Here is a 17,673-nt window from a genome sequence, read left to right on the forward strand (position 1 = left end):
TCATTCAATAAGTGCTATGTTTATTCTAAAGAATGGTTGGCATAGTTGCATCAAGCTGTAAATCATTCACTTTAATTTCCCCAATTTCGGAAATTAATATCGACAGCTTGCTTGAAAGATCAACTTCATAAGGTTCCTTCAACACTGTACCTGCCTCATTTTGAAGCACGCGTATCGTCGGTCTGTGCGGTACTGCCATGTTCAACTTTGATACAATTCCGTATTCCCCTGTATTTAGACGTACCGTTATCCCTAATGGGTAAATGGCGATTTTGTCACGGAACAGGGCAATCTGACTTTGATCATACATGGTGCCAGAGCCTGCAAATAACTGCTCCATCGCTTCATGCGGTAATAGCGGTCTTCGATATACCCGCGTAGTTGTCATGGCATCATAGGAATCAACAAGTCCAATCCATCTGGCGAACTCATTAATTTCATTCCCTTTAATCCCGCGTGGATAACCGCTGCCATTAATACGTTCATGATGCTGCAAGGCACAATGGGCAGAAAGTAATGGGATGTTCGGCTCATCCTTCAATAGATTAAAACCATAGGTTGTATGATTCTTCATCTCTTGAAACTCTTCAGGAGTTAGCTGAGAAGGCTTTCGTAGAATGCCTAATGGGACTTTGGTCTTCCCAATATCATGCAACAATGCACCCAGACCCAGCGTCTCTAGCTTTTCCCTGCTGTATCCATAACTAATACCAAGCATAATTGCGTATATACTTACATTCACGGAGTGCTGGAATAAGTAATTATCTTTGACGTTCATATTATTGAGCATCACCATGGCTCCTTCATGAGCACTGAGATCATCAATAATCATCTTCATCACATCGCGAAAATTACGGCCAATATTATAATAATTAACAGCTCCGCGTTTATTCGAGTCCTCCATGACCTTCTTGAAAGTGTTCCGAATTTCGGTAACTGCTCTGCTTCTTGTTTCGTCTTGAATGATATCTTCTTGAATGATGTCATCCGTTCTAGCGTCTTCTATGTAGATATAATCGATTCCATAACTAAACAGGCGATCAAGGAGTCTCTGTGTAAGCTCAACATTCACAGCCAGCAGGACCATACCATCATCGTTGTATATATTCTTGGCCAACCTCATTCCAGGCTGACACATGTTGATCGGCATAAACAGCATTTCAGGACCCCCGCCTAGGTGAGCATTACGTTCTATCTAAATGTAATAGATTTCTGGGAAAAGTTCAATACAAAAAACCGCGTCTTTCGACGCGATTCGCTAGTCTTACGCCTTATTTTACTTAAGAAACATGTAAAGTGCGAAAATAATCGCAATCGCAAAACGATAATAAGCAAAATACGTTAACTTCATTTTCTGAACAAGTTTAATGAATGTTACGACAGCCAGCAGGGCAACAACGAAAGCCACTAGGAAACCAACGATAAAAAAGGCCAAATCATCGGACGAAAGCGCATCATAGTTTTTCAAAAAGTAGACCCCGGAAGCTCCGAACATAATCGGAATCGCCATGATGAAGGTAAAGTCAGCAGAAGCCGCACGGCTTACACCAGACAGCATTCCCCCTGCGATCGTGGAACCCGATCTTGAAAACCCTGGCCAGATGGAAATGAGCTGCCATAATCCAATCGCAAAAGCTTGACGATACGTCAAGTCATCCAGCACCATCGTTGTAGGTTGTTCCTTTTTCTTCTCCGCAATGATCAGCAGAACACCACCAAGCACGAGTCCAACTAACACGGTTGTCGTGTTGAAGAGCTTTTCATCCACAATATCATTAAAGAGTACGCCGACGATCCCTGCAGGCACGATACCAATTAAAATGTGAAATAAATTCAGCTTTTTCCCTGTTTTACTTTCACTCTTGCGTTTCACTAATCCAAATAAAGAAAGGATTCGCTTCCAATAGATAAGTACAACGGCTAGAATAGCGCCCAATTGAATGACAAAATTGAACGTATTCATCACCGGGTCATTCTCCGTGTCAATGTGTAACAAACTTTCAGTTAAAATCATATGCCCTGTTGAAGATACGGGTAAAAACTCAGTTAAGCCTTCAACGATCCCAATAATGATCGCCTCAAAAATTGTATGCATAATAGCCCCCTATAATCTGATACGATCAGAAAGATCTTGCTCCAAGTTCCTATTCTACCTGTTTGTGTGTGGGTCTGACAACATCTATGAATCGAAGCTGATGGCTGCTAGCTATCGCAGTCTCATTCTGCAGTTGATCCGCCAGAACATCACGGATAAATTCTGGCAGCATGTAAACGATCTGCTTGCCGCGGCTCAGGGATAAATAGCCCGAGCCGAACGTAAACATATCGATCGTACCTACGAGGTAGGATCGTTCCGGGTCTAACAGTTCCTCGCCAACATAGACGGCGAGGATGCGCTCATTCGGGGGTCTCGTGGCATCCACGTGGACAGTCATCCCGTCCACACAGAGTACGCCGAGCACCTCCCCCCGGAAGCCGTAGCCGCGTATCGGCTTCTCCATGAATTCGTCAAGCAGCGACTCTTCGAGCGCTTGACGAATATCCGCGCCGCTGAGCTCCATGCGGCAGGGATTGATCGGGCCGGGGCAGATTTCCAGCAGTCGGCCCCGCGTCAAGCTCCCCTCCTTCAGTCCCTGAAGGAGCTGCCCGCTATTGACCAGGCCGATGTCGGCGCTGGTCCAGCGGCGAATACCCGCGGCAAGCAAGTTGCCGAGCGGGGATTCGCCGTACCAATCCAGGCGCAGCGGCTGCCGCAGCTGCGCTACCTCCGCCGCCAGCGAGGCGCTGCTGGCGATGCGGTAGTGCTCCAGCAGCGTGATGACGCTGCTGTCTTCTTCGCTCGCGTCGGTCATCGGGACGACGCGGCCCTGCAGCTCTACGATCCGGCGCTGCGCCGGGTCGTAGGCAAGTTCGATGTGGCCGGCGTATTGACCGAACTTGCCGGCCGCACAAATATAAGTGCCGCCGAGCAAGAGCGGCTCCTCAAGAAGATGATGGGTATGTCCGCCGAGGATGACATCAATGCCCTCCAGCTCCTCAGCCATCCGCTGATCCGTTCTCAGGCCTAGGTGCGACATAACGATTAGAATGTCCACCTTAGGGCGAAGATGGCTTACGTGGGCGCTTACAGCCTTCATAGGATCACTTACATCCCAACCTAGCAATTCATAGTAGGATTGATAGGCGGCTGTAACCCCAATCAGACCGATTCGAAGACCCGATTTCTCAAGTGTGAGCGACGGCAGCATCCAATCCGGCGTCGTCTTAGTGGCTATTTCCGTAATATTGCTGCCAATAATCGGGAATTGCGCGTGTTCTAGCACAACGGATCGCAGCCAATCCGGTGTGAAAGTAAGTCCTTCATTATTTCCTAGAACCATGGCCTCATAGCCTGTGGCATTCATAATTTCCAAATTAGCGATGGCATTGGTCCCTTCGGTCTCAGGAAACATCCGATCCATATGGTCGCCAATATCAAGTGTCAGTACCTGATCAGGGGGCCAAAGGCGGCGGACTCGATCAAAATAGGCACTAATTTTGGGCATCTGTTCAAAATGACTGTGAATATCATTCGTATGTAAAATTACGAGTCGTTGCAAAGGCGCCGACATCCCGTTCACCTCTCTTCGTGGTCAACTAGTTCCTAGCATGTCTCTATAGTATGCAAGTTTCCGCTTGCTCATTTCTTGAATTTCAGATCATCCAAAGATACCTTGTTCTTAAACCCATACGTGGCTTCATCGCCCAAGGCAGGTTCATTCAGAAACCACACTTTAACAATACTTTTTACATTGAGACATTCACTGCTGCCATCCGGTACGTATAGACGAATAGGATACCCTTTCTTGAGCGGAAGACCCTCTTGTTCATACAGAAATGCAGCTTGATCCACTTGAATCCACGGAATCAACGCCTGAAATTCATCTACAGCTTCCACCCTGACGTGGGTTGGCTCCTCCGCCTCGTTCTCTTGCCTCTGGCTTTGCCAACTTCGATACCAGGATTTAAGATCAAATGCCGCACCAGCTACCGACGGTACACGCTCTTGAATAGGGAATCGCTGATCCGCCAAAGCCACCATTTCCTCAACGGTAAAAGTCTCCATCTTCCTATGTATGTCAGTCACAACTATGTGTAAGTCAGCTTGCATGCCGAAATCTCCTTCCCTTTATCCAGGGCATTTCCTGCCCAAGGATCACTCCATTATACCATTTTCAGGACAAAATATGATATGCTGTAAGGGATTCTAACATCTATCACTAGGAGAAACAAATTGAACCTACACATCCAACTTTTCGCAGGTCTCGCTGACCTGTTTGGGTCTTCTGTTTTGACCATTTCCATTGAACAAGACGCCATCACAATCGCACAATTGAAGGATAAAATCATGACTGACTATCCTGCGGCCACGGCGCAGCTTCCTATATGCTTTTTTGCTAAAAATCAAGCTTATGCCAGCGATCAAGAGACCGTGTCCGCTTCCGATGAGCTCGCTCTCATACCGCCTGTTTCCGGCGGACAACCTTCGCTATATGAAATCACTGATTCAACAATTGATGTTGTATCGGTGACATCCAAGGTGAATCATCCGAATCACGGTGCTTCCCTTGCATTCATTGGCACAACCCGTGAAATGACATTTGGACAACGAACTGTCCTATTGGAGTATGAAGCTTACATCCCAATGGCTTTAAAAACGATGGCGAGCATCGGGGAAGAAATCGATGCCAAGTGGCCAGGCACACTGTGTGCCATTACACATCGGTTAGGTAAAGTTGCGATTGCAGAGGCAAGTGTCGTGATTGCCGTATCCTCTCCTCATCGTGCGGATTGTTATGACGCAAGCCGCTACGCCATTGAGCGCTTGAAACAAATCGTCCCTATTTGGAAAAAAGAAATCTGGGAAGATGGGTCCGAATGGAAAGGGAATCAAACAGGACCCTGGAACCCGCTCCAAATACCGAACGCAGAAAACTGATTTGATCGGAGATGACTTTTCTTGGAACCACATTTACATACAGAAATCGCTTCAGATGTTGACCCGCGTTACTCCAGACAAATTCTCTTCCCCCCTATTGGCATGGAGGGTCAGCGTAAGCTTGGCCAAGGCCGTGTTGCCATTGTTGGTATGGGTGCTCTTGGTACTGTTCTAGCTAATCATATGGTACGTGCAGGTGTTGGCTATGTTAGGATCATTGATCGTGATTTTGTTGACAAGAGCAATCTGCAAAGACAAATGCTATACGATGAAGAAGATGCTTCCGCGACGGTTCCAAAGTCTATTGCCGCAGCCAAACGTCTGCAGGTAGTGAATTCCGCTGTCGTTATTGATCCGCATGTTTGCGATCTTAACGTTACGAATGCCGAACAATTGCTTCATGATGTCGATGTGATTCTCGATGGTACAGATAATTTTGCCGTTCGTTTCCTGCTCAACGATATCAGCATGAAATTGGGCATTCCATGGATTTATGGCGGTGCCGTCGCCTCCAGAGGTGTCTCACTAACGATAATTCCAGAACAAACGCCATGCTTACGTTGTCTTTTCCCACAAGCACCAGCTGCAGGTACGACAGATACGTGTGACACAGCCGGAGTCATAGGAGGAATTATCCATGTTGTTGCTTCATTTCAAGCCACTGAGGCACTCAAACTACTAGTTGGAGCTACAGATCAGCTCAATCTCAGCATGCAGCAATGGGACTTATGGTTCAATCAAAATTCAGCAATTCGGGTATCTGGGGCTAAGAAGCCGGATTGTCCCGCTTGTGGACTGAAGCAATATGAGTACTTAGATGCCCATATCGAAAGCGATACGATTCAATCCTTATGTGGACGCAACTCGGTTCAAATTCATCCGGTTATTCCCAGCTCGCAACCATTGGAATATTGGGAGGAGCGCTTGAAACCCCTTGGCCTCGTTGAGAAAAATCGATTTTTGTTGAAGTTTTACGCTTCTGAAGATATCCAAATTATCCTATTCCCTGGCGGTCGTGTTCTCATTCAGGGGACTGAAGATTTAATTCAGGCCAAAAGTCTTTACAGTCGTTATATTGGGATGTAGTATAACAATATACCTACCAGATACTAGGACTTGGAGAGGAGCTTCTATGCGCGTACATGTGCTTCAACTAATCGTTGGTGACAAATTAATTTCCGATTCCTACAATGCAGTAGGTCTACATCTTCTATCGTCCGGGACGATTCTTGATGCTGGAGACATTTCGATGCTCAATCGCCACAGTGTGGATTATGTAGATATAGCTCCAAGAACCAGTGAAATTGAGAACGTCGTCGAGGAAACCCCAACCAGACAAGCGAATACGCTACAGGTTACCTCATTTAATAACGCAAGTCAGGGCATCAGAGAAATATTTGAAAGTTTACAAGATGGGGGTTCTCTTCGCAATGACGATGTAGAATCCGCTTTCAATCCTCTAATCGAGAGCATTCAAGACGAGAAAGATGTGGTTTCGTTACTTCTTTCGTTACATAGTCAAGATGACTATACGCTTCAACATAGCGTCCAAGTTGGTATGTTGTCTTATTATATTGCCAAGTGGATGAATAAATCCGAAAAAGATGCTTTGATTATAGGAAAAGCAGGGTATTTACATGACGTTGGGAAATGTAGAATTCATCCCGATATTCTGAATAAACCCGGCAAGCTGACGAAGGAAGAGTTCGAGGAAGTTCAGAAGCATACGATTCATGGTTATGATATCATTCGCAAATCGATAAAGGATGAAACCCTCGCTCTCGTTGCCCTACAGCATCATGAGCGTATGGACGGCACTGGCTATCCATTGCGAAAGGTTGGGACGGACATCCATTCTTATTCGCGTATTGTCGCAGTTGCTGATGTCTACAGCGCCATGATATCCAGCAGGGTCTATCAACAGCGACGTGATCTCTTGTTTGTATTGAAAGAGCTTCATCGCATGAGCTTTGGTGAACTGGACCCCAAAATCACGCAAGTTTTCATTCGCAACATGATTCCAAACTTCATTGGCAAAAAAGTGTCTTTGAGCGACGGACGTGAAGGAACGATCATCATGACGAACCCTACTGATTTCTTCCGACCGCTCATCAACATTGACAATCAGTTCTTAGATTTATCGCAACTTGGGGATGTTGAAATTACCAAAATTGCGATCTAAGACTTCCGTCATTTAAATAATTAAACTGCTTACCGAAATTGCAATACCAATATACACAGAAGCAAGCAGGGTACCAACAGCTACGTTACCTTGCTTTAACTGGTCTGAGAGCTTCAAGCCAGGGGTTAACCAATCGAAAACCCAATAGGAAGCAATTAAACATACATAACCAACCGCAAACCACAAGCTCATATGCCAAATGGAGGAGTTCGTATAGGCAGCTATGCCCAAAATAATAGCAGTGGCCACGAACTTACCTCCCATGGTAATCCCTACAGCCATATTGCCGTTGTTTACTTCTTCCATATCCCGATAAGGTGTCATTAAACTAAAAATGTACATACCTGCAAACTGTAATAGGACAATGACAAATAAACTAATAATAAGATCCACTACGATCACTCTGCCCACCCCCGAAATTTAGCCATGGATTGATCAAAATTTGTATAATCATGTACTTCTTCTAGAACCACGCTAACTTCTTTTTTATCTTTAAAAGTTGTATACCGATCTTCTGGAATCGGCTGTTTAACCTTCTGTCCCGTTGGCAGTTCCACCACAGCAAAGTACCTAAATTTGCTATCCAGCTCTGTTTTATAAACCCCAACCAAACTTACATCCGTTTTTATCTCTACTTTCAACTCCGCCAAATCTTTATCTGCCTCTTCTTTTGTTTTAAAAGACTTTAGAGGCTTCCATTGTGATAAAGTAACCTCATTCTTCCCCTGACTATCTGCTTTCATCGATGCTTGCATAAAACTCAACACCCAAATGGTATCCCCAGTTGCGAAATTCTGGTCGTTAGAAATCCGTTCATTGTTCGGCAGCAACACCATATCACCATCAATTAGATCACCAACCTTGACTTGCTGGACCTGGTAGTCCCAAGGTACTTCACCATTGTTTGTATTGTTTGTATTGTTTGTTCCATTGCTGGAGTTTGATACTTGATTAACTGATGTAGATTGGCTAAAAACAGATGGCTTTTTATCAAATGCCGTGCTGATGATCCAGATGATCACAATAATGCCGATAAATCCTACTGCCAATAACATAAATCTTCCTTGTTTCAAGGCGCTTTCACTCCAATCGCCACAAATTGACTTGCATTTCCTGTTATAATCCCGCCAGCCCTGCCGAGAAGCCCGCATGGCGTACCATTTAATACAAATAAACCGGTCAATAGATACCCATGGCCATGCTGGAAGGATAGCCGCGGCAAATCAGCCCGTTGTTGATACACACGTTTAAAAAACACACTGGTGTCAAAGCCTGCCTCATCCTTGAACTCCAGCTTACCATGCTCATTATATAGCTCGACAGAGCCGCCTTCGCGACCAAACATCGATTTGGACACATAATGACCTTCAAGAACCGGCTCCATGTACGTGGGCAGCATGTAGGTCTTTATAATTGCGTGCTCCTCTAGGGTAAATAAGTCCGAATGATTTGAATGGAGATCCCAGATAATCGCCTGTAAGCCTTTGGATTGCAAAATCACGGCATGCAAGGGATTAAACAAATGTACGAATTGTTCTTCAATCGCATACGACAGCGCTTCTCCGCCATCGTCTACCCCCATCCATTCCTTCGGATATAAGGCAAACATACGCTGAATGATTTGATCCGTACCCACCTTGACGACACCTTCATCAATCCATAGATCCAAACAATCCACGCACGTCATCTTTCTTTCGCTGTGTGCGACAAGTGCATCGATCGTGCCGGTGTCTTCTGCATGTTTGCCGTAAGCGATACACGCTGCGTAATCAGGCGCTTCAATTTCCCATGCCGCTCTAACAAGCTCTTTCATCTGCAGGTTTGGTGATTCTAAACCATATTGCTCGCAGAGCCAAGGAGTCGCAATAGCTGCTTCGACATAGCCTGTAGGTGTATCTGCGTTTAGTTCCAAAAGTTTGATGTTGCCTGCCTGATTAACGGTGAAATCAAATCTGGCATAACGGCTTATGACGCCTTCATCGTTCATCTCAAGTCGATCTAAGCCATCCCATAGTACTTCCGGGATCGATAAGCTTGCATATAGCTCCCTATTCCCGTGAACGAAACGAGCCGCTTTATCAAACACCTTCCACAGCCCTGCTGCTGCGTTAATAAGCTCCTGGTACACTTCGTTCGGCATACTAACAAGTTGATCAATCCAGTAGTTTTCATCTTCCAAATTGGCCCACGTGAACCCTAGTTCAGCTAATTGCTGAACACGTGAATCTCGGTCGGGGGCAGCTGTTCCGATAACTTCAAACGCCATGCGATTACCCCCCTGAGCTTGAGCTGGAGGAGGAACTAAAACCACTTGATTTGCCGCCTATGCTGCCCGAAGAGGTTGAAGTCGACTTGGAACCGCTGGATGAAGTGCTACCGCTCGAGCTTGAACTGCCAACAGAAGAACTGGACGTGCCCGATTTGGCTGGCGTTGACGCCTTATTCGTCGTAAAGGTTCCGCTTCCGCTTGAGGTCGTCGGTGTCTTCGTGGTCGAACGATTCGTAAACGAGCTTGGCTGATAGGTTTTATTCACATAAGGTGTATTTGAACGATAATAATATGAGCGGTGCTTACTCCCCCAATTGCTAGATGAATAAGGACTTACCGTATTGAAAATGAGATGATACAGCAATAAATCATCCCAGCCGAAACCACCGCCTGACACTTGATTCACAATAATAGGTGCCGTGCTCCCCCCTGCACTCGGAGTAGGGGATGGTGAGGGTGAAGCTACGCTCTTATCCGGCGGGATAGGTAGGCTCCAATCGACCTGCGGATCATAATAAGCTTTGACATCCTCATTTGACCATTCCACTAATTTGGCTGAACCTGCATTCGGACTTGGCGTCTCCGCAGCCTGAGCAGCGCCTAGCATCATTTGCCCCAACAGAATCAGACTAAGCGAAGCCGATAGTACTTTAAGCGGTCTCTTCACTCCTTGCTCCCTCCCCCTTCTGAGCTGGCAGCTACGAGAAGCAATTCAAACACGTTGAGATCTAAATTCAATCGCCCCTCAATCATTTCGTATTCCTTCCCACCAACGAGGATAAAGTTAGCCACATTTAAGGCTTGAATCAGCTTATCATCCCATGTTCGTTCGCCAAGTCGGAGCAGTTGCCCCTCGAGCAATTTTTCATAAAGTACAATTGTCATCCAGTCATGCCTCCTCCACAAAAAAACTTCATACACAATTAAACGCATAAGGCATTCATTTGTTTCAAAATTAACAAAAATAAAGGCCTATCCATGGGATAGACCTTTACCACTACTACCATTAATAGGCAATACGTTTTGCTTTTAGAAATGTTTTTTTCCAATACGCTTTATTAATATTCGTAATTTGCACGCCATTTTTAGGCTCTGGCGAAGCATGAAGCATCTTCATATTGCCAATGTAAATGCCTACGTGGCCAACTGTTCTATTGGATTTGAAGCGCCCTGGCACATAAAAAAACATCAAATCCCCTTTACGCAAGGACTTGCGTGAGATCAAGTTGCCTTTAGCACCTTGTTGACGTGCCACGCGTGGCAGCCTGACATTATATTTGCCAAAAATATATTGGGTAAAGGTGGAACAATCAAAACGCCCCGTTTTGGGATAAGATCCCGTCCCAAATTTATATTTTACACCTAAATAGTTCTTCCCTTTATTGATCAGGGCATTGATATCGATATTTTTCAGAACAGGCATGACCTCACCTGGATTACTAGCCGACCAAGCTTGTAACACTTGTAAATCTGCATTTGTTTGATTTGGAATCCATGCGGGATTGGCCTCAGCCTCATCCCCTTTGAATGGATCGGTCGGATCATCACCGAAATTTAGCTCCGGCGAGTTGTCATTCGCGCTAGCAGGATCATCTTCATGCTCAATAATTGCAATAGGTGAAGCGTGAATAACGACCTCATTCGTCTTAACTTCATAAGACATATCATCTTGAAACAGATCAGCTAAATCTGAAACAGGCAAATAAGCTGTGGTCCCTTCTTTCACAACAGGCTGGCTAAGTTGAATATCTGTCCCGTCCTTAACGGCCTTATTCGAGTTCATAATCAATTCGAAATTAGCATCATTATCACCTATAATCAGCCTACCTTGGTTATCTTCCCATTCCGATTGAAAGTTCAATGTTTTGATAAGGTCTTGCGCAGATACGTAGTTTACGCTCCCGATTTGTTTCATGGGGAGAATCGCATCGTTACTTGCAAGTCCAATAACATTATTACCCGCTTGAGATAAACTCTTTGTAATCGAATTACCTGTTCCAGTTACAGATGGACTTTGCGATGGTGATACAATCTGGGGACGCCCAGTATCCTTCCCACAAGCTGCTGTCGAAATCGCCAGCATGACGACCATACTCCCTATGGCTGGTGTCTTTAGCTTACTCCACATGAATTTCTCTCTCCTTCAGGGACACATTTCTTATCCTTTATAGAGTGAGACAAGTGGCAGACAAATATGCAATTCCTTCGTTCAATCTGAGTTGGCTTATGTTGGAAGGAGGCCTTCACATAGAAAAAGGGATGCACCGTATATTTGTAGAATGTACACATATATTTGTTCAAGGAGGAGTGATGATTAATGGGTATTTTCAGTGGATTACTTGGAAATTTATCAGAAGTTTCGGTTGAGGATCTCACCAAGCAATATGGCGCTTATTTGATGCCGAATGAAGTCATATCTACAGGCTTTAAGTTAGTTCGGGATTCATTCGTAATCACCGATGAGCGCATCATTTTAATTGATCACCAAGGGGTTACAGGCAAGAAGACCAAAGTTTCCACCATCGATCTGGATGCCATTTACGAAGTATCCATGGAATCTGGCGGCACAGGATTCGATGATAGCGAGTTAATCATCCACTACATAACGTCTCCCTATTACAAAGCGAATAACATAACAACGGCTGCATACCGCTTTGAATTCAAGAAAAAATTCAATATCCAATCACTGTACGTGGCTCTCCAGTCAGCCGCGACACAAAATCGGAAGCGGATTAATGGGTAAATAAAAAGCGTGCCAGAGAAGTTCTCTGGCACGCTTTTTGACTTATAAAGAGGATTAACCGATGGACCCTTCCATCTCGAACTTGATGAGACGGTTCATTTCTACGGCATATTCCATTGGAAGTTCTTTGGTGAACGGTTCGATGAAGCCCATAACGATCATTTGCGTCGCTTCTGCTTCGGTAAGACCACGGCTCATGAGGTAGAACAATTGATCCTCAGATACCTTGGATACTGTCGCTTCATGCTCTAGCGTAATGTTATCGTTCAAGATTTCATTGTATGGAATTGTATCCGAAGTAGATTCGTTATCCAAGATCAACGTATCGCATTTGATGTTAGCTTTGGAGCCTTGGGAGTTGCGTCCGAAGGAAGCCAAACCACGGTACGTTACTTTACCACCATGCTTGGAAATCGATTTGGATACGATTGTGGACGTTGTATCTGGAGCCAAATGCGTCATTTTCGCGCCCGCATCTTGATGTTGACCTTTGCCCGCAACAGCGATGGAAAGAACCATCCCTTTAGCGCCGCGGCCTTTAAGTACAACTGCTGGGTACTTCATTGTCAGCTTGGAACCGATGTTACCATCAACCCACTCCATCGTAGCTCCTTCTTCTGCAACCGCACGTTTCGTAACGAGGTTGTAGATGTTAGGTGCCCAGTTTTGGATCGTTGTGTAACGAGCACGAGAGTTCTTCAAACATACGATCTCAACAACCGCACTATGAAGGGAGTTCGTGCTGTAGATTGGAGCTGTACAGCCCTCTACGTAGTGTACGAAGCTATCTTCGTCAGTGATGATCAATGTACGCTCGAATTGACCCATGTTCTCGGAGTTAATACGGAAGTAAGCCTGCAAAGGCACTTCACATTTAACGCCTTTTGGTACGTAGATGAAAGATCCACCCGACCAAACCGCGCTGTTTAATGCAGCAAATTTGTTGTCAGCTGGTGGAATGATCGTTCCGAAATATTGTCTGAACAATTCTGGGTATTCACGAAGAGCTGTGTCTGTATCTGTGAAGATAACACCTTGATCTTCGAGCTCTTTTTGCATGCTGTGGTAAACAACCTCTGACTCATACTGAGCAGATACACCAGCAAGGAACTTTTGCTCTGCTTCAGGGATACCAAGTTTGTCGAATGTTTCTTTAATTTCTGTAGGAACTTCTTCCCACGTTTTACCTTGCTTTTCGGATGGACGAACATAGTACTGGATATCATCAAAATCCAGATCATCCATGTTCCCGCCCCAACGCGGCATCGGCATTTTGAAGAATTGCTCAAGTGATTTCAGACGGAACTCCAACATCCATTCTGGTTCGCCTTTAATTCTTGAGATTTCTTCAACGATTTCACGAGTCAAACCTTTACCGGATTGGAAAATGGATTTGTGCTCGTCTCTAAAACCATATTTGTAATCCTCTAAATCTGGCATTTGTTTAGCCATGGTTGATTCCTCCTTAACGTTCTCTTACTTACATATAGTTAACCTATTCCATCGCAAATGCGTTAGTTATCGGTCTTATGAGTATGTTCAATCCCTTTGCGAAGAGCGTTCCACGCAAGAGTTGCACATTTAATCCTCGCTGGGAATTTATTAACGCCCGACAGGGCCTCAATGTCTTCATATTCAAAATCTACGGATTCGCCCTTCATGAGGCCTGAGAAATCATCAGCCATCTTCAGTGCTTCTTCGACTGTTTTACCTTTGACAGCATCCGTCATCATGGAAGCAGAGGATAAACTAATCGAGCAGCCTTCACCTGTGAATTTCGCCATTTTCACGATTCCTTCTTCAACTTGCATCTGTAAGGAGATTTTGTCCCCACAGGTCGGGTTGTTAAGATCAATCGTGACGGACTCGCCGGACTCAAATTTTCCACGGTTGCGAGGAGTTTTATAGTGATCCATAATTACTCTACGGTATAAATCATCCAATTGCATCGCCGAAGTACTCCTTTGTTTTCAGTAAAGCCGTCACAAGACGGTCTACATCATCTTCCGTATTATATAGATAAAAGCTAGCACGAGCTGTGCTGCTTTGTTCTAACCATCTCATAAGCGGTTGGCAGCAGTGGTGACCAGCACGGACAGCGATGCCCATGGAATCTAAAACGGTTGCCACGTCATGCGGATGAACATCTCCAAGATTAAACGTTACAAGACCTGCACGATTCGTTGTCGGCCCGTAAACAGCTAAATCTGGAATCTGCATCATACGATCCAAAGCATAATTCGTCAGTTGAACATCATGTTTATATATATTATCCATCCCGACCTCAGTTAAGAAGTCGATCGCTGCGCCAAGACCTACTGCTCCTGCAATCATAGGCGTTCCGCCTTCAAATTTCCACGGAAGTTCCTTCCAAGTTGACTCGTAAAGATCGACATGATCGATCATTTCGCCGCCAAACTCAACAGGTTCCATGTTATTCAGTAAAGACTTCTTCCCATACAATGCCCCGATTCCGGTTGGACCACACATCTTATGCCCGGACAAGGCATAGAAGTCACAATCCAAATCTTGCACATCTACCTTCATATGCGGCGTGCTTTGAGCACCATCGACCATGATTTTGGCGCCATGCTTGTGAGCAATAGCTGCAATTTCTTTGATCGGATTGATTACGCCTAACACATTGGATACATATACAATCGACACGATCTTCGTACGGTCTGTAATGGTATTCTCAACATCTGCTAAGGAGATAGATCCATCAGCTTGCAACGGGATATATTTTAAAGTAGCCCCTGATTTCTTAGCTGCTTGCTGCCAAGGGATCAGATTACTGTGATGCTCCATCGGTGTAAGGACGATTTCATCGCCCTCACGTAGGACTGACTCGGCAAAACTAGCTGCCACGATATTAATTGCAGTTGTCGTGCCTCTAGTAAAAATAATTTCTTGTTCGCTGGCTGCGCCGATGAACTTAGCCACTTTGGCTCTAGCTCCTTCGTACGCATCCGTTGCTCGGGAACCAAGGGTATGAACCCCGCGATGAACGTTCGCATTATCCCACTCGTAGTAATGCTTCAGCGCCTCAATCACCTGAATAGGCTTCTGGGAAGTAGCAGCACTATCCAAGTAAACCAGAGGATGACCGTTCACTTCTTGCTTCAGAATGGGAAAAAGTTCACGTATCTCGGCAGGTATCATTGTCCTAGCTTCCTCTCCACTAAGCTTTGCAGCTGTTCTTCAACGCTCTTAACAGGAATTTCGGAAACGACTGGCGCCAAGAATCCGTAAATGATTAAGCGTTGAGCTTCTTCCTTCGTAATACCACGGGACATGAGGTAGTGAACTTGTTCTGCATTTACTTGCCCAACGCTCGCGGCATGACCTGCTTTAACATCATCTTCGTCAATTAGAAGAATCGGATTCGCGTCTCCACGAGCTTTCGGGCTTAGCATCAAGACTTTCTCCGTCTGTTGACCATTACAGCCTTGCGCGCCTTTTTCGATCTTCGTAATTCCATTGATGATAGCTGTAGAACCATCACGCATAACTGCACGTGTAATCATATCGCTTGTCGACGCTTTGCCCCAATGTACAGCGCGTGTCGTCAGATTAAGTTTTTGTTCTTGTGTACCAACGCAGATCACTTTGGCATCGGAGTCAGAACCTTTACCTTTGAGAATAGATGTCGTATCAGACATCGAATTCCCATAGTTCAATTCACCAACAACCCAGCCAATACGGGAATCATCTTCAAGGACCGCACGACGGTACGTAAGATCTGTTACGGATGCTTCCAAGCTGTGGATGGAGGAATAACTTACGCGTGAACCTGGTTTTGCAAATACTTCAACAATCCCGTTTTGTACAAGAGCTGCACCGCCAACGGAGGATACGAAGTTATCTACATATGTCACGGAGCTGAATTGTTCAGCTACAATCAGAACATGCGGAGCAAATGTAGCTTCTGCATCATCTGCTACAAACAAAGCTTGAAGTGGGATGTCTACAATCACGTTCTTAGGAACATAGATGAAGATACCGCCATTCCACAAAGCTGCATGCAACGCTGTAAGCTGATTCTCATTCGCTTGAACAGCTTTCATGAAATAAGGCTTTACAAGGTCAGAATGCTCACGAACCGCTGTTTCTAAATCTGTGAAAATAACACCTTGCTTTTTCAAATCTTCGGACACTTGATTGTACACGATACCGGAGTTGCGTTGTACGATCAGGTTCTCGGAATTCGTCAAGCCTTTGGTCACTTCAGGCAACGCATCAAGTGAACTCAAAGCGGCTTGCTCTTTATAGGAACCGTAAGCAGAAATGCTCCAACGGTCGATTCTTGTTTTTTCTAGTATAGGTAATTCCAACGAATTCGCTAATGCTACGCCTTCAGCACGAAGGGCTGTCATCCACTCCGGCTCTTGCTTGCTGCGGGAGAGCTCAGTAACAGCATTAGTATCGATGGAAAGTGTTGTTTTAGTGCTCATGATTTCCTCCATTTATAAGTATCTTTGACCCGAAGATCAAAGTTTCTCATCTCCTAGTACTTCGGTCCAGTCGTGTTCATAGGAACTTTGAATTCTTCCGTATCTTGACCAACGGTTTCATCAACAATGCCGAGCTCTTCTTTGATCCAGTCGTAACCTTCCGCTTCCAAACGCTCAGCAAGCTCAGGACCACCGGATTTCACGATACGACCTTGCATCATAACATGTACAAAATCAGGTTTCACGTAGTTCAACAAACGTTGGTAATGCGTAATGATCAAGAATCCACGCTCTTCACTGCGCATTGCATTAACACCTTCAGCTACGATACGCAAAGCATCGATATCTAGACCGGAGTCAATTTCATCAAGGATCACGAATTTAGGCTCAAGCAAAAGCATTTGAAGAATCTCATTACGCTTTTTCTCACCGCCGGAGAAACCTTCATTCAAGTAACGGTGCATGAACTCAGGGTTCATTTCCAGTTGCTTCATTTTTGCTTCCATTTGACGAATGAATTTGATCAAGGAAATCTCGTTACCTTCACCGCGGCGAACGTTCATAGCACTGCGCAAGAAGTCAGCATTCGTTACACCAGTGATTTCGCTTGGGTACTGCATTGCCAAGAACAAACCAGCGCGTGCTCTTTCGTCAACCGCCATCTCAAGAACATCTTCGCCATCCAAAGTGACAGAACCCTCTGTTACTTCATATTTCGGGTGACCCATTAACGCGGATGCCAATGTACTTTTACCCGTACCGTTCGGCCCCATGATCGCGTGAATTTCGCCGCCTTTGATTTCTAGGCTAAGACCTTTTAAAATTTCCTTTCCTTCGATGGTCGCCTTCAGACCGTCTATTGTAAATGTTGATGAATTTGCCATTTTCTTTAAGCCTCCATAATGTTTGAGTGTACTTGATAGATGACAATCTTGTGTAGTGATTATCACTGATTCTCATTAGAATAATTCTATTATAACTTACTGTAACAAATCAAGAAAGGGCAATCCCTTGAAAAAGGCGAGCGTTTTGTGAATTACTACGTAA

At 45.0% G+C, this 17,673-nt stretch carries 19 protein-coding genes; 4 read left to right on the forward strand and 15 right to left on the reverse strand.

Annotated features, from left to right (window positions below; genetic code table 11):
- Positions 1-25 precede the first annotated feature (25 nt).
- The 4 genes from J2736_RS20525 to J2736_RS20540 all read right to left on the reverse strand — a co-directional run bounded on the left by J2736_RS20525 (position 26) and on the right by J2736_RS20540 (position 4,150).
- Positions 26-1,159, reverse strand: a complete 1,134-nt coding sequence (locus J2736_RS20525; RefSeq protein ID WP_310500450.1) for an HD-GYP domain-containing protein — start codon at positions 1,157-1,159, stop codon at positions 26-28.
- A 117-nt stretch (positions 1,160-1,276) separates the two neighbouring features.
- Positions 1,277-2,095 (reverse strand): undecaprenyl-diphosphate phosphatase, encoded by an 819-nt coding sequence (locus J2736_RS20530; protein WP_310500451.1) that lies wholly within the window; start codon positions 2,093-2,095, stop codon positions 1,277-1,279.
- A 49-nt stretch (positions 2,096-2,144) separates the two neighbouring features.
- Positions 2,145-3,611, reverse strand: coding sequence for a bifunctional metallophosphatase/5'-nucleotidase (locus tag J2736_RS20535; protein ID WP_310500452.1), 1,467 nt, complete (start codon positions 3,609-3,611; stop codon positions 2,145-2,147).
- Between the two features lie 68 nt (positions 3,612-3,679).
- Entirely contained in the window at positions 3,680-4,150 is a 471-nt protein-coding gene (locus tag J2736_RS20540) for a hypothetical protein (protein WP_310500453.1), read from the reverse strand.
- A 123-nt stretch (positions 4,151-4,273) separates the two neighbouring features.
- Between J2736_RS20540 and J2736_RS20545 the strand changes: the two genes are divergently transcribed.
- Genes J2736_RS20545 through J2736_RS20555 form a run of 3 tightly spaced genes read left to right on the forward strand, consistent with a single transcriptional unit; the run spans position 4,274 to position 7,160 of the window.
- A complete protein-coding gene (locus J2736_RS20545) occupies positions 4,274-4,978 on the forward strand; it encodes a molybdenum cofactor biosynthesis protein (RefSeq protein ID WP_310500454.1) in 705 nt (234 codons plus the stop codon).
- 21 nt (positions 4,979-4,999) lie between these two features.
- A complete protein-coding gene (locus J2736_RS20550; protein WP_310500455.1) occupies positions 5,000-6,064 on the forward strand; it encodes a ThiF family adenylyltransferase in 1,065 nt (354 codons plus the stop codon).
- 46 nt (positions 6,065-6,110) lie between these two features.
- A complete protein-coding gene (locus J2736_RS20555) occupies positions 6,111-7,160 on the forward strand; it encodes an HD-GYP domain-containing protein (RefSeq protein WP_310500456.1) in 1,050 nt (349 codons plus the stop codon).
- 12 nt (positions 7,161-7,172) lie between these two features.
- On the opposite strand, the gene J2736_RS20560 is transcribed toward J2736_RS20555, so the two are convergent.
- The 6 genes from J2736_RS20560 to J2736_RS20585 all read right to left on the reverse strand — a co-directional run bounded on the left by J2736_RS20560 (position 7,173) and on the right by J2736_RS20585 (position 11,557).
- Positions 7,173-7,562: a DUF350 domain-containing protein gene (locus J2736_RS20560; RefSeq protein WP_310500457.1), complete on the reverse strand. Its 390-nt coding sequence runs from the start codon at positions 7,560-7,562 to the stop codon at positions 7,173-7,175.
- Positions 7,559-8,233, reverse strand: coding sequence for a signal peptide protein (locus tag J2736_RS20565; RefSeq protein WP_310500458.1), 675 nt, complete (start codon positions 8,231-8,233; stop codon positions 7,559-7,561). Before J2736_RS20565 ends, J2736_RS20560 begins: the two co-directional genes overlap by 4 nt.
- On the reverse strand, positions 8,230-9,426 hold the full coding sequence (locus J2736_RS20570) for a glutathionylspermidine synthase family protein (protein WP_310500459.1): 1,197 nt from the start codon (positions 9,424-9,426) through the stop codon (positions 8,230-8,232). Before J2736_RS20570 ends, J2736_RS20565 begins: the two co-directional genes overlap by 4 nt.
- A 4-nt stretch (positions 9,427-9,430) precedes the next feature.
- Positions 9,431-10,096 carry a hypothetical protein gene (locus J2736_RS20575; protein ID WP_310500460.1) on the reverse strand — a complete coding sequence of 222 codons (666 nt, stop codon included), beginning with the start codon at positions 10,094-10,096 and terminating at the stop codon, positions 9,431-9,433.
- Complete coding sequence (locus tag J2736_RS20580) at positions 10,093-10,314, reverse strand: hypothetical protein (RefSeq protein ID WP_310500461.1); 222 nt, start codon at positions 10,312-10,314, stop codon at positions 10,093-10,095. Before J2736_RS20580 ends, J2736_RS20575 begins: the two co-directional genes overlap by 4 nt.
- 121 nt (positions 10,315-10,435) lie before the next feature.
- Positions 10,436-11,557, reverse strand: coding sequence for a C40 family peptidase (locus J2736_RS20585; protein WP_310500462.1), 1,122 nt, complete (start codon positions 11,555-11,557; stop codon positions 10,436-10,438).
- Between the two features lie 189 nt (positions 11,558-11,746).
- Here J2736_RS20585 and J2736_RS20590 point away from each other — a divergent pair, with 189 nt between their 5' ends.
- Complete coding sequence (locus J2736_RS20590) at positions 11,747-12,172, forward strand: PH domain-containing protein (RefSeq protein ID WP_310500463.1); 426 nt, start codon at positions 11,747-11,749, stop codon at positions 12,170-12,172.
- A gap of 54 nt (positions 12,173-12,226) precedes the next feature.
- Here J2736_RS20590 and sufB read toward each other — a convergent pair whose 3' ends face one another.
- The 5 genes from sufB to sufC all read right to left on the reverse strand — a co-directional run bounded on the left by sufB (position 12,227) and on the right by sufC (position 17,510).
- Positions 12,227-13,624: a Fe-S cluster assembly protein SufB gene (sufB, locus tag J2736_RS20595; RefSeq protein ID WP_056624188.1), complete on the reverse strand. Its 1,398-nt coding sequence runs from the start codon at positions 13,622-13,624 to the stop codon at positions 12,227-12,229.
- Positions 13,625-13,686: 62 nt separating this feature from the next.
- Entirely contained in the window at positions 13,687-14,121 is a 435-nt protein-coding gene (sufU, locus tag J2736_RS20600; protein WP_310500464.1) for a Fe-S cluster assembly sulfur transfer protein SufU, read from the reverse strand.
- A complete protein-coding gene (locus J2736_RS20605) occupies positions 14,108-15,334 on the reverse strand; it encodes a cysteine desulfurase (protein WP_310500465.1) in 1,227 nt (408 codons plus the stop codon). Before J2736_RS20605 ends, sufU begins: the two co-directional genes overlap by 14 nt.
- Positions 15,331-16,626 (reverse strand): Fe-S cluster assembly protein SufD, encoded by a 1,296-nt coding sequence (gene sufD / locus J2736_RS20610; RefSeq protein ID WP_310500466.1) that lies wholly within the window; start codon positions 16,624-16,626, stop codon positions 15,331-15,333. Before sufD ends, J2736_RS20605 begins: the two co-directional genes overlap by 4 nt.
- A 53-nt stretch (positions 16,627-16,679) precedes the next feature.
- Positions 16,680-17,510 (reverse strand): Fe-S cluster assembly ATPase SufC, encoded by an 831-nt coding sequence (sufC, locus tag J2736_RS20615; protein WP_310500467.1) that lies wholly within the window; start codon positions 17,508-17,510, stop codon positions 16,680-16,682.
- Between the last annotated feature and the right edge of the window lie 163 nt (positions 17,511-17,673).

The sequence above is a fragment of the Paenibacillus qinlingensis genome (assembly GCF_031455095.1).
Lineage (GTDB): Bacteria > Bacillota > Bacilli > Paenibacillales > NBRC-103111 > Paenibacillus_E > Paenibacillus_E qinlingensis_A.

Excerpts from the sequence above, each read along its gene's own strand:
- J2736_RS20535 (WP_310500452.1), bottom strand. The coding sequence starts at position 3,611 with ATGTCGGCGCCTTTGCAACGACTCGTAATTTTACATACGAATGATATT.
- J2736_RS20580 (WP_310500461.1), bottom strand. The coding sequence starts at position 10,314 with ATGACAATTGTACTTTATGAAAAATTGCTCGAGGGGCAACTGCTCCGA.
- J2736_RS20540 (WP_310500453.1), bottom strand. The coding sequence starts at position 4,150 with ATGCAAGCTGACTTACACATAGTTGTGACTGACATACATAGGAAGATG.
- J2736_RS20585 (WP_310500462.1), bottom strand. The coding sequence starts at position 11,557 with ATGTGGAGTAAGCTAAAGACACCAGCCATAGGGAGTATGGTCGTCATG.
- J2736_RS20555 (WP_310500456.1), top strand. The coding sequence starts at position 6,111 with ATGCGCGTACATGTGCTTCAACTAATCGTTGGTGACAAATTAATTTCC.
- sufD (WP_310500466.1), bottom strand. The coding sequence starts at position 16,626 with ATGAGCACTAAAACAACACTTTCCATCGATACTAATGCTGTTACTGAG.
- J2736_RS20530 (WP_310500451.1), bottom strand. The coding sequence starts at position 2,095 with ATGCATACAATTTTTGAGGCGATCATTATTGGGATCGTTGAAGGCTTA.
- J2736_RS20605 (WP_310500465.1), bottom strand. The coding sequence starts at position 15,334 with ATGATACCTGCCGAGATACGTGAACTTTTTCCCATTCTGAAGCAAGAA.
- J2736_RS20570 (WP_310500459.1), bottom strand. The coding sequence starts at position 9,426 with ATGGCGTTTGAAGTTATCGGAACAGCTGCCCCCGACCGAGATTCACGT.
- J2736_RS20525 (WP_310500450.1), bottom strand. The coding sequence starts at position 1,159 with ATGCTGTTTATGCCGATCAACATGTGTCAGCCTGGAATGAGGTTGGCC.
- sufB (WP_056624188.1), bottom strand. The coding sequence starts at position 13,624 with ATGGCTAAACAAATGCCAGATTTAGAGGATTACAAATATGGTTTTAGA.
- J2736_RS20590 (WP_310500463.1), top strand. The coding sequence starts at position 11,747 with ATGGGTATTTTCAGTGGATTACTTGGAAATTTATCAGAAGTTTCGGTT.
- sufU (WP_310500464.1), bottom strand. The coding sequence starts at position 14,121 with ATGCAATTGGATGATTTATACCGTAGAGTAATTATGGATCACTATAAA.
- sufC (WP_310500467.1), bottom strand. The coding sequence starts at position 17,510 with ATGGCAAATTCATCAACATTTACAATAGACGGTCTGAAGGCGACCATC.